We start from the raw sequence: 14,774 nt of genomic DNA, 5'->3' as shown, positions 1-14,774 counted from the left end.
TCGAAAGATTTATATGCTTCGCAAAATCGCCTGCACTCATTACTCCGCCCGCCCCCGGTAATCCTTCGGCGAGAGGCCGGTCAGCTTCTTGAAGACCTTGCTGAAGTATTTGACGTCGTGGAAGCCGACCATCTCCGAGATCTGGGCCAGCTTGAGGCCCGGATTGGGCAGCAGCAGCTTGGCCTTCTCGATGCGGACGCTGACGATATAGTCGGAGAAGTTGATGCCGTATTCCTGCTTGAACCGGCGTGAGACGTACTCGCGGCTGACCTGGAATTTGCCGGCGATCTCCTGCAAGGAGAGATCGGATGCGTAATTTTGCTCGATATACTTAATAATCTCCGTCACTATATTCTGCTCATTCATGTGTCTCGCTGAGAGCATCTGCGATAGCTGCTGCATGAATGTGAAGGACCAGTCGCGCCAGGCGAACAGGGAGAAGGAATAACCGCCGGGCTGCGGAGAGGGGTTCTGCCGGTCCTGTTGCTCAAGCTCGGCCAATACGCTGTCCGCCTGGCTGCCAAGCGCTGCACGGACGAGACGGGAGCGCAGCAGCATAGCGTCCGCCTTCCAGGCGTTCAGCATCTGCGGGGTAACCACACCCCGGCGGCTAAGCTCCTGGGTCCAATAATGCGCAGCAGCGGACAGGGCCTCAGGAGTCCCGCTGATAACAGCCAGCCGCCAGTCCTCCTGGACATCGGCGAAATTCAGCGGCGCTGCTGTGCCGGGCTTGCCGGACCGCTGGCCGTCCGGGACCAGCCCTGCGGCCGGTTCAGCCGGAGAGAAGTGACAGTAATCCTCATGCCTTAACAGATTCCGCCGGAGCAGTGCTTCGGCGGCTTCTGCGCGTCCTGCGGGGAGTTGTCCCGGGAACTCTCCCGCTGTGCTGATTCCGAAGTGCATCCGGAACTGCAGGGTCAGGTAGAGCCCCTGATTCATCCGGCTGATCAGCCCGGTTACGGATTCCTCCAGATCCCAGAGAATGATGGCAATCTCCGGCGGACCGCCCCAATACCGGAAGGCAATGCCTTTGCGCTGCGATTGCAGGAATTCATTGCAGATGTTAACGATGGCGTAATACATCAGCTCGCTGTCGCCGCCGAACCGCCTCAGCAGCGGGTTGTTGCCGCTGTCGGTCTGCAGGAGGATCAGGCGCGAGGTCCGGATGTCCTGCGGAATAATGCCGTCATGAATCAGGCGGCGCAGCGAGGCCTCGGCATTGACCTTATCATCTATTAATGCGGAGAGCAGCTTCTCCCCGTAGATCGGCTTGATCTCATTCAGCCGGAGGCTCTGGCGCTGGCGGTGGTTGCGCTCCTCCTCTTCGGCACGCCAGGCGGATACCGCCTTGGATACCGCATTGTTAATCATCTCTGCTTCAATCGGCTTCAGAATATAGTCAATGCCGCCGTGACGGACGGTCTGGCGGACGAAGTCGAAATCATCATGTCCGCTGACCACAACGAATTTGGTATTGCCGGCGAATTCATCCACCCAGCTCATCAGCTCCAGGCCGCTCCCGGATTCCATCATCATATCCATAATGACCAGTGCAGGCTTCTCCTTGCGGATCAGACCCATGGCTTCATTGCCGCTGCCGGCTTCCAGAATCTCCTCTATCTGATGGACCTCCCAGTCCACCAGCAGGCGGACCGCCTTCCGGACTCTTGCTTCATCGTCCACAATAAGCGCCTTCATATCGGTTCACTCTCCACTAATATATCAATTTCCAGCCGGATGATGACCCCGCCTGCCTTCAGATTATCTACGCTCAGCAGGGAATCATCTCCGCATACCAGCCGCAGCCTGGCCAGAACATTCCCCAGGCCGATGCCCGCTCCGGGAGCATCACGCCTGCTGTAGCCGTCCTGGCCCGAGTTCTTCAGCATGTCCATTTCCTCTGGCGGCAGGGGCTGCTGCAGCTCCTTGCGCAATGTCTCCAGCCGGCTTGCCGGAATGGGGAGGCCGTTATTGCTTATGCTGATCTCCATCCGGTCCGGGGATAGCCGAGCGGCGGTAATCTCAATGAATCCGTCACTGCGGGCGCGATTGAACCCGTGCTTGAAATAATTCTCCACAATCGGCTGGAGAATCATCTTGGGCATCAGCGCCTGCTGCAGCGATTCTTCTATATCGTAGCGGAAGCTGAACTTATTCTCGAAACGCTCCTTCTGCAGCTCGATATAGGCTTTGACATGGTCCAGCTCATTCTGTATCGTCACAATCTTCTCATCATTGTACATGCTGTAGCGCATCATCTTGGCCAGCGCAGAGAGCAGGCCGTAGATCTGCGGCACCTTCAGCTCCAGGGCGAGTGTGCCGATAATCTGCAGCGTATTGTTCAGGAAATGCGGATTAATCTGAGACTGTAGCGCCCTTAGCTCATTGGTTCGGTTCGTCAGCTCCAGCCTGTACTCCCGCAGGATCAGATTGTTGATCGTGTCCATCATACTGCGGAAGCGCTCGGTGACGACACCGATCTCATCCTTGCCCGCCGGGCGGATCTCAATCTCCAGATTCCCGGTCTGCACCTGATTCATGTACCGGACCAGCTGCTTGATCGGGGCGGTGATCCGGAAGGAGACCAGCACGGTTAAGATAATGATCGTAATGAGCAGCAGAACCAGCAGCAAGATATTGATGCCTGCGGCCTCCTTGGCTTCCCGGAACAGATAAGAGACGGGGATCTGCTTGACGAGCGTCCAGCTATAGCCGATGCTGCTGATCTGCTGATAGATGAACACAGCGCCTTCCTGCTCGAAATAGCCCTGGGTCCCGGTGCTGTCAGCAATCTGCCTGTTGTACCACGCTGCATTCAGCGGTTTGCCCAGAGCCTTGGCATCCTGGCCGTATACCAGCTTGCCGCTGCTGTCCAGCAGATAGATCTGCTCCTGATCCTGGTCGTACAGCTCGTCCACAATATCGCCGAGGGCGGCCAGCTTGACATCAATCGACAGATAGCCGATGGCCTCTGAGGAAGGGATACGCTCAATCCTGCGGTGCATCGTAAAAACCGGCTCCGGCACGAACTGTGTTAACGGCAGGTTCAGCCCGTAAGCATTGCTCAGATGGGTGCTTTGCACCTTCACCGGGGGGCTGCCTGTAATCCGGGATTCCCGGTACGGCGTACTTCTCAGCCAGCGCTTGGGCGTGGTGTTGTCGGTAATCAATGTAGCTTTGGCGTCTTTCACGCCATATAAGTACACCTGCGAGATATTCGGAAGTGAAGTAGAAATGTAGCTGAGCGAGTTGTAAATGGCAATGTCGGAGGACAGATCGTCGTACCCGGCTTCAAGCAGCCGGTAGAAATCCCCGTCGGCGTATACGTTCAGCGACAGGCGGTTGATCTCCTGAAGCAGACTGTTAATGTTCTTGGAGCCCTGATACAGCAGATTCGTATTCTCATCAACCGCGCGGGTTCTTAGCGACTTGGTGGTATGAGAATAGCTGACGTACATAGTAGCCATTATGCAGATTAAGGTGGGCAGGAGCAGGAAAACAATCAGTTTCGTGCGGATACTGTTCCATTTCAAGGGGCTTGTCACTCCGATCAATATTTTACACCCTAAAGATCACTTGCGTAGGTGTAAGAGGCGCTCTAAAAAACAGATAATATCTTTAGATCATAAACAAGTAAGTGAGCAAAAGAAAGGGGGGCCTTTAAATGCGCGGCAATAAGTTGTCCCAGTTCGGTCAACAGGCATTTTTCGTTGGCCCGGCATTATTGTTTTTTACCTTGATCACGATTATTCCGTTTCTGATGGGGATGTACTACTCCTTCACAGACTGGAACGGGGTATCTGGTCAGGTTAGCTGGGTCGGCTTTGAGAATTTTAAAAAGATTTTTACCCATGATCCCGATTTCTGGTCATCCTTCTGGTTTACCGTGAGATTCACCGTGCTGGGCGTTATATTGACTAATGTAGTAGGCTTCTTCCTGGCCTATCTGCTGACCAAACCTTTAAAAACACGCAATATGCTCCGGACGATCTTCTTCATGCCGAATGTGATCGGGGGCTTGCTGCTGGGCTTCATCTGGCAGTTCATCTTCATCAAAGGCTTCGCCACCATGGGCGATATTACAGGCTGGTCCTTCTTCAATCTTCCTTGGCTTGGGGATGCGACAACCGGGTTCTGGGCGATCGTCATGGTATTTATCTGGCAGTCCTCCGGCTATCTGATGGTCATCTATATCGCTTCGCTGAGCAACGTGTCCAAAGAAGTGCTCGAAGCGGCCGAGATTGACGGCGCCTCCCGGATGCAGGTGCTGCGTAACATTATCGTTCCGCTGATCATGCCTGCGGTAACCATCGGTCTTTTCCTGGCGATCTCCTGGTCCTTCAAAATGTTCGATCTGAACTTGTCGCTGACCAAAGGCGGGCCGTTCAAATCGACGGAGTCTGTAGCCATGAACATCTATAATGAAGCCTTCCTGAATAACCGTTATGGTCTGGGTACGGCAAAAGCGCTGTTGTTCTTCCTCATCGTGGCGCTGATCACTGTCATTCAGGTTCGTATAACCAAGAGTAAGGAGGTAGAAGCTTAATGAATGCCAAGTCCAAAAGCCGATGGAATATCGGAATTGAAGTCATCATGATTCTGCTGGCGCTTCTGTTCCTCTCTCCGTTCTATTTCCTGATTGCGAACTCGGTGAAATCCTTCGGTGAAATTCTGAGCGACGCGGCAAGCTGGCCGCAGACCTTCATGTGGTCGAACTATGCGAATGCCTGGAAGCTGGCCCGCTTCTCTGAGGCTTTCCGCAACTCGCTGATTGTTACGGTGATCAGTGTGGTGCTAATCTCATTGTTCAGTGCGATGGCGGCGTACCGTATGGTGCGTGCCAATAACCGGTTAAATCAGATTCTGCTGCTGCTGTTCGTAGCGGCCATGGTGGTTCCCTTCCAGACCATTATGATTCCGATTCTGAAGGTCGTGAACATCCTGGGCGTTAACAACTCCTTCACGGGTCTCATTATCTCCAATCTGGGATTAAGCATTCCGATGGCGATCTTCCTGTTCCACGGCTTCATCAAGTCCGTGCCGCTGGAGATCGAAGAGGCGGCTACAGTGGATGGCTGTAACCCGATCTCGGCGTTCTTCCGGATTGTATTGCCTCTGCTGAAGCCGATGCTGATGACCATCATCGTGCTGAATGCCCTGGGGATCTGGAATGACTATCTGCTGCCATCCCTGATTCTACAGGCACCTGAACTGCGGACCATTCCGCTGGCGACCTTCTCCTTCTTCGGCCAATATACGAAGCAGTGGGATATGGCGCTTCCGGCATTGACCATCGGTGTAGCTCCAATCGTAATTTTCTATCTGTTCATGCAGCGTTATATTGTTGAGGGAATAGCGGCCGGCTCGGTGAAGGGTTAATCACCGGGCTCCCGTTCCACATATTAAGCAGTTACATTATTTCAAGGGGGAAATACAAATGATGAAGAAACGCTCTGCAGTGATGCTGTCCAGCGTGATGCTGATGTCGCTCGTGCTTGCGGCATGCGGCGGCAACAGCACTAATAATAATGCTTCGAATAGTGCTTCTAATGGAAGCGCTGGCAAACCTTCCGGTGAAGTGAAAACGGTTAAGATCTTCCAGTTCAAAACCGAAATCGTAGAAGGCCTGAATGAGCTGAAGGTTGAATTCGAGAAGGAGCACCCGAACATCAAGCTGGACATTCAAACCGTGGGCGGCGGCGCAGACTATGGTGCAGCGCTGAAGACCAAATTCGCTTCCGGCGATGCTCCTGATATTTTCAGTAACGGCGGGTACGCTGAAATGGAGCTGTGGGCTGACAAGCTTGAGGATCTGTCCGATCAGCCTTGGGTGAAGGATCTGATTCCACTTGCAGCGGAGCCGATGACCAAGGACGGCAAAACCTACGGGATGCCCATGAACCTTGAAGGGATCGGTTATGTCTACAACAAGGATCTGTTCGCCAAGGCCGGAATCAAGGAAACGCCCAAAACAATCACAGAGCTTGAAGAAGCCGCCAAGAAGCTGCAGGCCATTGACGTTACACCTTTCGGCAACGCCTATCAGGAATGGTGGCTGCTGGGTATCCAGGGCATTAGCGTAGCTTTTGCACAGCAGGATAATGTGGATGAATTCATCAGCGGTCTGAACGCCGGAACAGCATCCATTGTGGGTAACGAGAAATTCAAGGATTGGAGCAACCTGCTGAATCTGACGGTAAAATACGGCCAGAAGAATCCGCTGACTACCGATGCAAACACTCACCTGGCGCTGTTCGCCAACGGCGAAACGGCTATGATGCAGGAAGGCAACTGGGCACAGACTCTGGTGGACAACATTACGCCTGACATGAACATCGGAATGTTCCCTATGCCAATCAACGACGACGCTGCGATGAACGACAAGCTGTCGGTGGGGGTTCCTGCGAACCTGGTAGTGAACAAGGAATCCGGCTCCAAGGAAGAAGCCAAGACCTTCCTGAACTGGCTCGTCACTTCGGATATGGGCAAAGAGTATATCGTCAAAAAGTGGAAATTCATTCCTGCCCTGTCCACCATTCCGGCAACGCCTGAAGATATCGGTCTTCTGGGTGCGGACGTCTGGAACTACGTTCAAGAAGGCAAGGTCTACGGACTGCAGGCTTCCAAATTCCCTGATGGGGTGACGCAAGAATTCGCCAGCTCCATTCAAGAGATGATCGCCGGCAAAGTTGACGAAGCAGGCTGGGAAAAGAGCATGCAGGCCGCCTGGGATAAGCTTAAGAAATAATCTGAATGGATAAAGTGGATTTGCCCGGACGCTCCCGTCTATCTCAGCATATGAGGTGAGGCGGGGGCGTTCTTTCCGGTTGGGTGGCGGCGGAGCTGTGGAGCAAGAGCGGAAAAGACGTAGAGAAGGAAGAGACGGCTATCGGCTAGTGCAGCCTTCTGAACTGCTCCGGCGTAACGGCCGACTGCTTGCGGAAGGTGGCGACGAAATGGCTGACATCGCGGAAGCCGACCCGCTGCGAGATGGCTTTTACCGTAAGCTGGGGCTGGGCGACAAGCAATTCCTTGCTCTTGCGGATACGTAGCCGGACGAAGTAGGCATAGGGCGATAGCCCGAAGGTCTTCAGGAACAGGCTGTTCAGATATCTCCCGGATACTCCAAGCTGGGAAGCGAGATCATGGAGACCGAGCCCGGGATCGCCATAATGGCTGTCCATCCATTTCAGCAGCGGCTGAAGCTTGTCTACATTGCGGGAGATCGCGGTGTTATTATGCAGTTGCCCGTAGGTATTCAGGGTCAGCAGGAAGCGGTAGGCATCGCTGGATTCACCCAGGCTGAACATATCGCTTGAAGCATCGTGGCGGTCCAGCATCTCCTTCAGCATCTGGTGCAGCGGCGCCTCACTCTCCCAGCGGAAGAGGAGGCTGGTATTCATGCCAAGCGAATCCAATATATGCCGGGCTGATGTCCCGCCGAAGGTGAGATAATAGGTGCGCCATGCCTCGGAGGAGAGCGATTCATAACGATGCGGCGTACCCGGCATCAGGAGAATGCCGCTGCCTTCGGGAAGGGTGATCTTTTTGTTGTCGAAGTGGACAAGCCCTTCGCCATTCGCAGTCTGCAGCCAGTGATAGGTGTGATAGCCTTGCGGACGGGAGACTTTCTCCTGATCGGGGTTATAGCCCATACTGTCCAGGGTAATGGGGAGCAGCTGGCCGCTCTCCTGGGCGAATACGATTCTGCGGACGGCGTCTACTGACATAGAAGGGTCATCTCCTGTTGTTCCATATTATTATATAGGATTTCATTAATATTATATTTATAGCGACAAGAATAGAGATTAGAATAAGAATATACTTATACTATAAAGGATGTGCTAAGTGTGATCAACGAGAGGTTACCTAAGATTTGGTACGGTGGAGATTATAACCCGGAGCAATGGGATGCACCGGTATGGGCAGAGGACGAGCGGATGTTCAAGCTTGCCGGAATTGACGTTGCCACCATTAACGTGTTCTCCTGGGCGTTGATCCAGCCGTCTGAGGATACGTATGATTTCACCGGTCTGGATGAATTAATTGACCGCTTATATAAGAATGGAACCTATGTATGTCTGGCTACCGGTACCGGCGCCCATCCGGCTTGGATGGCACACCGCTATCCTGAGGTTACACGGGTAGATGTCCAAGGCCGTAAGCGTAAATTCGGCGGACGCCATAACTCCAACCCGAACAGCGCGGTCTACCGCAAATATGCAACCTTGCTGGCTGGCAAGCTGGCTGAACGCTACAAGGATCATCCGGGACTGGTGGCCTGGCATATCTCCAATGAATACGGGGGATATGATTATTCCGAGCAGTCTGAAGCGGCCTTCCGCGTATGGCTGAAGAACCGTTATGGAACGCTTGAAGCGCTCAACAAAGCCTGGAATACCCGGTTCTGGGGCCATACCTTCTATGACTGGGAGGAAATCGTAGTCCCGAATGAGCTCAGTGAAGAGTGGAACGGCAACCGGACGAACTTCCAGGGCATATCCCTGGACTACCGGAGATTCATGTCGGATAGCCTACTGGAATGCTATATCCTCGAGTATGAGGCCATTAAGCAGCACAGCACGGATATCCCGGTTACGACCAATCTGATGGGCTTCTACCCGGAGCTGGACTATTTCAAGTGGGCCAAATACCTGGATGTGATCTCCTGGGACAACTATCCGTCCCTCGACACGCCGGTCAGCCACACAGCCATGACGCATGATCTTATGCGCGGCCTGAAGAACGGCCAGCCGTTCATGCTGATGGAGCAGACGCCAAGCCAGCAGAACTGGCAGCCGTACAATACGCTGAAGCGTCCCGGCGTCATGCGCCTCTGGAGCTATCAGGCGGTTGCGCGCGGTGCAGACACCGTGCTGTTCTTCCAGCTCCGCCGGTCCATCGGGGCCTGCGAGAAGTATCATGGTGCAGTGATTGAGCATGTAGGGCATGAGCATACCCGGGTATTCCGTGAATGTGCCGAGCTTGGCCGGGAGCTGGAGCAGCTTGGCGATGAGCTGCTGGATGCACGCAGCGCGGCGCAGATCGGGATTATCTATGACTGGGAGAACCGCTGGGCCCTTGATCTCTCCAGCGGCCCGTCCGTAGCGCTGAATTATGTGAACGAGGTTCATAAATATTATGATGCGCTCTATCAGCAGAATATCGAAGCGGATATGATCGGCGTGGAAGAGGACCTGTCGAAATACAAGATTGTCATTGCACCCGTGCTGTATATGGTGAAGCCGGGGTTTGCCGAGAAGGTCGAAGCCTTCGTTCAGGCAGGCGGAACCTTCATTACAACTTATTTCAGCGGCATCGTGAATGAGAATGATCTGGTCACGGTTGGCGGTTACCCTGGAGAGCTGCGCAAGGTTCTCGGCATCTGGGCCGAGGAGATCGACGCCCTGCTGCCGGGCATGAGCAATGAGATCGTGATGAACAAGGAATGGGGCTCCCTTAACCGTTCATATGGCTGCGATCTGCTCTGTGACCTGATTCATACCGAAGGCGCAGAAGTCCTCGCTGAATATGGTACGGACTTCTATAAAGGAATGCCGGCCCTGACCGTGAACCGCTTCGGTGCAGGCCAAGCCTATTATGTGGCGACAAGCCCGGATTCCGCCTTCCTGCGCGGATTCCTGGGTAACCTGTGCGCTGATAACGGCATTGCTCCACTGGTCAGCGCACCGGAAGGCATCGAGTCTGTTCAGCGTGTGAAGGATGGCGTATCCTACCTGTTCCTGCTGAACCACGCCGCAGAGGAGCTTAGTGCGGATATCGGCACCGGCGAGCGGACCGATCTGCTTACCGGCAAGAAGTTCAGCGGCTCCACTGTAGTTCCTGGCCGTGGAGTGCTGATTCTCTCAGACAAACAGTAATCGGCTAGACCGACGTTAAAAAAGCAGCGATTCCCGTAATAGGAGAATCGCTGCTTTTTGTTTTTGTATACTCCAGCATGAAAATGAGCAGCGCGCCTAAAAACAGAACGTCGTCTGTTCATCTATTTAACAAATTTAACGAAAAACCTAACACAATTGGACTGTGAGCGCCGCGTAGGCCGAATGTAAACGAAAAACCGAACACAATTGGACTGTGAGCGCCACGTAGCCCGAATGTAATCGGAAAACCGAACACAATTGGACTGGGAGTACCGCGTAGGCCGAATGTAGACGGAAAACCGAACACAATTGGACTGGAGGCGCCGCGTAGGCCAAATGTAATCGGAAAACCGAACACAATTGGACTGTGAGCGCCACGTAGGCCGAATGTAGACGGAAAACCGAACACAATTGGACTGGGAGCACCACGTAGTCCGAATGTAATCGAAAAACCGAACACAATTGGACTGGGAGCGCCGCGTAGGCCGAATGTAATCGGAAAACTCGCATGGCCTTAGCGATTTGACGAACGAACAGATTCGCTGAGTATAGGCGTAAATCATGACTTTGGTCAGCATCTTAGGTTGATAGCTGTCGCGGTCTCCGCCGTGATAAGCAGCGTCAAAGTAGCGTCGTCCAGCCGTTTAACAAAGGACGATTTTTGTGATTTTAGAAAGATTGAAGAACCTTTTCCCGCTTAAACAGCGGAGAGGACGGAACGAATGTGGAAAAGCGATAGCGGTCGCCTTGGTCTCCGGATTCTCACCGATTAGGAAAATAAATAAAATCTGGAGATCACAGCGATTGGAACATCGGTCCGTTCACGCAGCGTCCATCCAAGTGCTTAAGTTGATCCTGCTTTGTGCTATAGCGTAAAAGAACCGAAGTCCGTAATCTTCAAATCAACTTCAAGGTGGATGGGCGTCCGGCTGAACACCTCGTCCCAGTGATCCTCCAGCTTGCGCCATAAGGCGGGTTCCTGAATCTTGAGCATGCTGGAGAAGCCGATGGCATCTGCTTTGTAATCCGACTGCAGCTTGTGAAATAGGCTCTGCATCATCTGCTCCAGCCGCTTATTGAACAGCTTCTCAGCTTTTTGGGGAAGATGTGTGGCCGCAGGGTATTCCTCTTCGTTCCAGGTCTCACTCAGCCGTCCTTCCGTGGTCAGCTTGACGTCGAAGGACAGATGGTCACCGTCTACTTTGGCAGTGATTTTACTTTTCAGAGACTTTACTTCGTAAGTGATCGGCTCATTGCTCCAATCATAGGTTTTGATGACACCGCTCTGCCCCCTATTGGTCAGCCAGGACAGGCATTCGGTATCCTCCTGACTCAGCGCTCCCACCCAGTGCCCGGTATTTCCCTTGATCACCCCGGCTCCGGAGAACTCCACCTCGCCGTTCGCTGTCACCAGGTTCTGCAGCGCATAACTGCGTTTGGAATACATGAAGGAATCCAGCTTGGATAAAATAACCGGGGCCAGTACCTTGCTGGTTCTCTTCTGATTCCGCATCATATCTCTGATGTGAAAGGCGGGAATGACACCCTTTTGCTTGGAAATCATCGTCTCCTCCGCCCGGCCGTGGCTGATGAATACCATCGTACTGGGGCGGATGTCATTGTCCCGAAGTACAAAATCCATTAGCTGGTTCATACTCTGCTGCTTAAGCAGCTCGCTGGACACGACAATCACCTTCAGGTGATGCCCGATAATGGGCCGTTCCCGCAGGATGGAATACTGGCGGAAGATCTCCAGCACAGAGTCACCGGTTCCTGTTACATTCATATAAGGAGACACGCTCCCGTCCGTACTCTCTATACCCCCTACAGAATTAGCCGGAACCACCTGAACCGTGGCTGTAATCCTATTCCGCTTGGTATAAGTCGAGCCTTGCTCCTCCAGCTTCTGCTCTGTGGGAGACAGCTCCGCAGTATCGAGAGCCAGCCCGGCGTATAACGCCAGATCCTCAATCTCCTTGCTGCTCCAGCAGGAGGTCTGCGTAGCAAGGATCATCAGGCTGGATAGCAGTACCAGAATTCGTCTACACATGCTGCTTCAGCCCCTTCGCCCGGATGAGCCACACAATGGACAGCAGGACAGGCACGAGCAGGAACAGAACCACGCCCATCCTGCCGATGGCATCCCCCAGTGCAAACAGGTCGCTTAAGGACTTCGGCACCATCGCCGAGATGAACAGAAGCGGAACCAAGGCATAGATAATCGGATGGACCTTAAGCTTGAAGATCTGTGAAAGGCCCAGCGAGGCCTGAAAGAAAAAGCTGCTGAAGTTGCAGAACATCTGCATCAGCCAGATGACCATGAACGGGAATTCCATCCGCTCGAAGAAAAATCCCGGCACCTCAAAGCTGCGCATCAGGTCGATGGTGGGCCAGGTGCTGGTGCTGGCGGAACCAATAGAAATCCCGCCGATGACTATAACAACGGTAAGGAGATAGATTCCCATCAGAACGGCAAGACCTCCCAGAATAGCTTTGACAGCTTGCTTAGGGTCCTGCATGAATGCTACAAGCGTCATAGTAACTTCACAGCCCGTGAAGATAAGCACTGTGGATTTCAGGCCTGCGAATACGGGGGCTACTCCATTCCCAAGCACAGGCCGCAGATGCTCAATGTCAAATATCCGCAGGCTGAGCAAGAAGGAGATTAGCAGAATCATAATGCTAATGGGAAACACAATAGTATAGACACGGGCAATAGAGTTGATCCCTCCAGACACCAGATAGGTGCTCAGCCAGAGAAAAGGCAGAATCACCGCCCAGATGGGGGTCCCCTCCAGCAGGAAGAACAGGGTGACCTCAGCCAGTGTGCGGATCTCAAAGCCGGCGATCGTGATGAAATACAGAATGAGCAGCAGGGATAGGGCTCCCCCGATGAACCGGCCGGTGAGCCGGCCGGCATACTGGAAGACGGTTTGTCCCGGGAACTGCTGGCTGATCTTCACCATGACAAGTACAGCGAGCATCACAATCACTCCGCCCAGCAGGACGGAAATCCAGGCATCCGGAGTTTTGACAGTCTGGCTTACACTGCGCGGCAGCGTAAGAATTCCCGCGCCCAGCAGCGTATTGTTCAAGAAAACGGCGGTTTGTGCAGCAGTGATTTTGTCATCAGTACGTATGAACATGATACGTCCTCCTTACGCGCGGGCGCGGTTATGACTTACGTTTGTTCTGCCGGGTCTTCATCATGACGGGTCTGCGTTTCATCAGAGCCATCGGGGCGCGCAGGAACAGATCCTTCCAGTCACTTATCCGGAAAGGGGAGATCGGCGACAGATAAGGCACGCCGAAGCTCTTGAGCTTGCTCAGATGGCAGCAGATCAGCAGGAAGAACAGAATGGTACCGTACATCCCCAGCACTGACGCAAACAGCATGCCAACGAAGCGCAGCATCCGCAGTGTAATCCCCGCACTGTACATGGGAATGGAGAAGGAGGAGATGGCGGTTACGGCAACCGTAATCACCAGGAACGGACTGACGATACCCGCCTGTACCGCAGCATCGCCGATAATCAGACCGCCGACGATGCCCATCGCCGGACCGATCGGCTTCGGCAGCCGGATGCCGGCTTCGCGCAGGATCTCGATGGAGATCTCCAGAATCAGCACTTCAATTAATGAAGGGAAGGGCACGCCCTGCCGGGTCTTGATGATTGTAATCGCCAGCTCCGTAGGAATCAGTCCCGGATGATAGGAGATGAACGAGATATACAGGGCCGGAGCCATCAGGGCCAGGAAGGAGGCGGTGAACCGCAGCAGCCGCAGCAGGGTGCCCGGAAGCCAGCGTTCATAGTAGTCTTCCGGCGACTGCAGCAGCATACTGAAGGTCACCGGCGCGATGAGCACGAAGGGCGTACCATCCAGCATAATGGCAATCCGTCCTTCGAGCAGGGCGCTGATGACTCTGTCCGGCCGTTCGGTGTTCTGAAGCTGCTGGAAGGGACTGAGGTAATTATCCTCAATCAGCTGCTCGATATAACCGGATTCAGCCAGGAAATCAAAGTCGATTTTGCAGATCCGGTTCTTGACCTCCTCCAGCAGGTCGGGATTGACGATATCCTTCATGTAGGCGAGCACAATGTCCCGCTGAATCGTGTTGCCTGCCCGGTAAGACTTCATCTCAAGCTGGTCATTGAAGCCCTGGCGGCGGAGCATGGCCGTATTCTCGCTGAGCACCTCCGAGAAGCCCAGCCGGGGGCCGCGAAGCAGCGCTTCGGAGACCGGCTCGCCAATCGTGCGGTTAGCAGATCCGGGCAGCTCTACCAGGAGCCCGCAGGGCAGGCCCTCAATCAGCAGGCCGCCATGTCCGAAGAGGAGGAGTTTATTGAAGTTGTCTATAGCCGCCTCTTCTTTAAGCTCACTGAAGGGGAGCAGCCGGCCGGCAATTTCTGCGGAAGACAGAGAACCGGCGGGCAAGTCGTACATCAGAAACTGCATGATTTGCATATTCAGCACCCGGTCATTCTGCATGCCGCTAATATGGATAAGCACGGCCCGGGCACCGGAATGGGCGATCGTGAATTCTCTGAAATGCAGATCGCTATTGCCTCCGATGGCGGCTCTCACTGCAAGCAGGTCCGAATTGTAGTTACCGCTGAAGGAAGCCGGGCGTGGTGTGTCAGAATGCGCAGGAACCGGCGGCTGTGACTGGCGGGCGGTTTTGGTGCCATGGCCAATCTGCCCCCGTCCGCTTCCTACGAACCGGTAGAGCGATCTGTATATATATCTAAGGAACAATGGAACAAGCAGAGCCGCACCCGCCTGACCAAAGACTGCCCAGCCGGGTACAAACGATACAATGGTAGCGAACAGTATGATCATCCCCAGCCGTAGAAATTAAGAATCCTTGACGCGAACATATCCTTGTTCATG

General features: G+C 53.9%; 10 protein-coding genes and 1 pseudogene. 4 read left to right on the top strand and 7 right to left on the bottom strand.

Annotated elements, in window-relative coordinates:
- Positions 1 to 39 precede the first annotated feature (39 nt).
- Both HQN87_RS19545 and HQN87_RS19540 read right to left on the bottom strand, forming a co-directional pair.
- Positions 40 to 1,698: a response regulator transcription factor gene (locus HQN87_RS19545; RefSeq protein WP_173136795.1), complete on the bottom strand. Its 1,659-nt coding sequence runs from the start codon at positions 1,696 to 1,698 to the stop codon at positions 40 to 42.
- Positions 1,695 to 3,533: a cache domain-containing sensor histidine kinase gene (locus tag HQN87_RS19540; RefSeq protein ID WP_173136793.1), complete on the bottom strand. Its 1,839-nt coding sequence runs from the start codon at positions 3,531 to 3,533 to the stop codon at positions 1,695 to 1,697. Before HQN87_RS19540 ends, HQN87_RS19545 begins: the two co-directional genes overlap by 4 nt.
- 131 nt (positions 3,534 to 3,664) lie before the next feature.
- Between HQN87_RS19540 and HQN87_RS19535 the strand changes: the two genes are divergently transcribed.
- The 3 genes from HQN87_RS19535 to HQN87_RS19525 are packed head-to-tail and all read left to right on the top strand — an operon-like array spanning position 3,665 to position 6,748.
- Positions 3,665 to 4,546, top strand: a complete 882-nt coding sequence (locus HQN87_RS19535; RefSeq protein ID WP_173136791.1) for a carbohydrate ABC transporter permease — start codon at positions 3,665 to 3,667, stop codon at positions 4,544 to 4,546.
- The gene (locus HQN87_RS19530) at positions 4,546 to 5,379 is read left to right on the top strand and encodes a carbohydrate ABC transporter permease (RefSeq protein WP_173136789.1); all 834 of its coding nucleotides are present in this window, start codon (positions 4,546 to 4,548) and stop codon (positions 5,377 to 5,379) included. The genes HQN87_RS19535 and HQN87_RS19530 overlap by 1 nt, the downstream gene beginning before the upstream one ends.
- A gap of 58 nt (positions 5,380 to 5,437) precedes the next feature.
- Positions 5,438 to 6,748: an ABC transporter substrate-binding protein gene (locus tag HQN87_RS19525; RefSeq protein ID WP_173136787.1), complete on the top strand. Its 1,311-nt coding sequence runs from the start codon at positions 5,438 to 5,440 to the stop codon at positions 6,746 to 6,748.
- Positions 6,749 to 6,893: 145 nt separating this feature from the next.
- Here HQN87_RS19525 and HQN87_RS19520 read toward each other — a convergent pair whose 3' ends face one another.
- Entirely contained in the window at positions 6,894 to 7,730 is an 837-nt protein-coding gene (locus HQN87_RS19520) for an AraC family transcriptional regulator (protein WP_173136785.1), read from the bottom strand.
- A 120-nt stretch (positions 7,731 to 7,850) separates the two neighbouring features.
- Between HQN87_RS19520 and HQN87_RS19515 the strand changes: the two genes are divergently transcribed.
- Complete coding sequence (locus HQN87_RS19515) at positions 7,851 to 9,881, top strand: beta-galactosidase (protein WP_173136783.1); 2,031 nt, start codon at positions 7,851 to 7,853, stop codon at positions 9,879 to 9,881.
- Positions 9,882 to 10,385: 504 nt separating this feature from the next.
- On the opposite strand, the pseudogene HQN87_RS33215 reads toward HQN87_RS19515, so the two are convergent.
- The 4 genes and pseudogenes from HQN87_RS33215 to HQN87_RS19500 all read right to left on the bottom strand — a co-directional run.
- Positions 10,386 to 10,530 (bottom strand): annotated as a pseudogene (locus HQN87_RS33215) (transposase); the annotation flags it as partial.
- 216 nt (positions 10,531 to 10,746) lie between these two features.
- Positions 10,747 to 11,931 (bottom strand): Ger(x)C family spore germination protein, encoded by a 1,185-nt coding sequence (locus tag HQN87_RS19510; RefSeq protein WP_173136781.1) that lies wholly within the window; start codon positions 11,929 to 11,931, stop codon positions 10,747 to 10,749.
- A complete protein-coding gene (locus tag HQN87_RS19505) occupies positions 11,924 to 13,027 on the bottom strand; it encodes a GerAB/ArcD/ProY family transporter (protein ID WP_173136779.1) in 1,104 nt (367 codons plus the stop codon). Before HQN87_RS19505 ends, HQN87_RS19510 begins: the two co-directional genes overlap by 8 nt.
- Before the next feature lie 28 nt (positions 13,028 to 13,055).
- A complete protein-coding gene (locus HQN87_RS19500) occupies positions 13,056 to 14,723 on the bottom strand; it encodes a spore germination protein (RefSeq protein WP_436836477.1) in 1,668 nt (555 codons plus the stop codon).
- Positions 14,724 to 14,774: the final 51 nt, after the last annotated feature.

The organism is Paenibacillus tritici (genome assembly GCF_013204885.1).
Lineage (GTDB): Bacteria > Bacillota > Bacilli > Paenibacillales > Paenibacillaceae > Paenibacillus_AQ > Paenibacillus_AQ tritici.
Note: the sequence above shows the minus strand (reverse complement) of the source record. Positions and strands in the feature narration are given on the sequence as shown.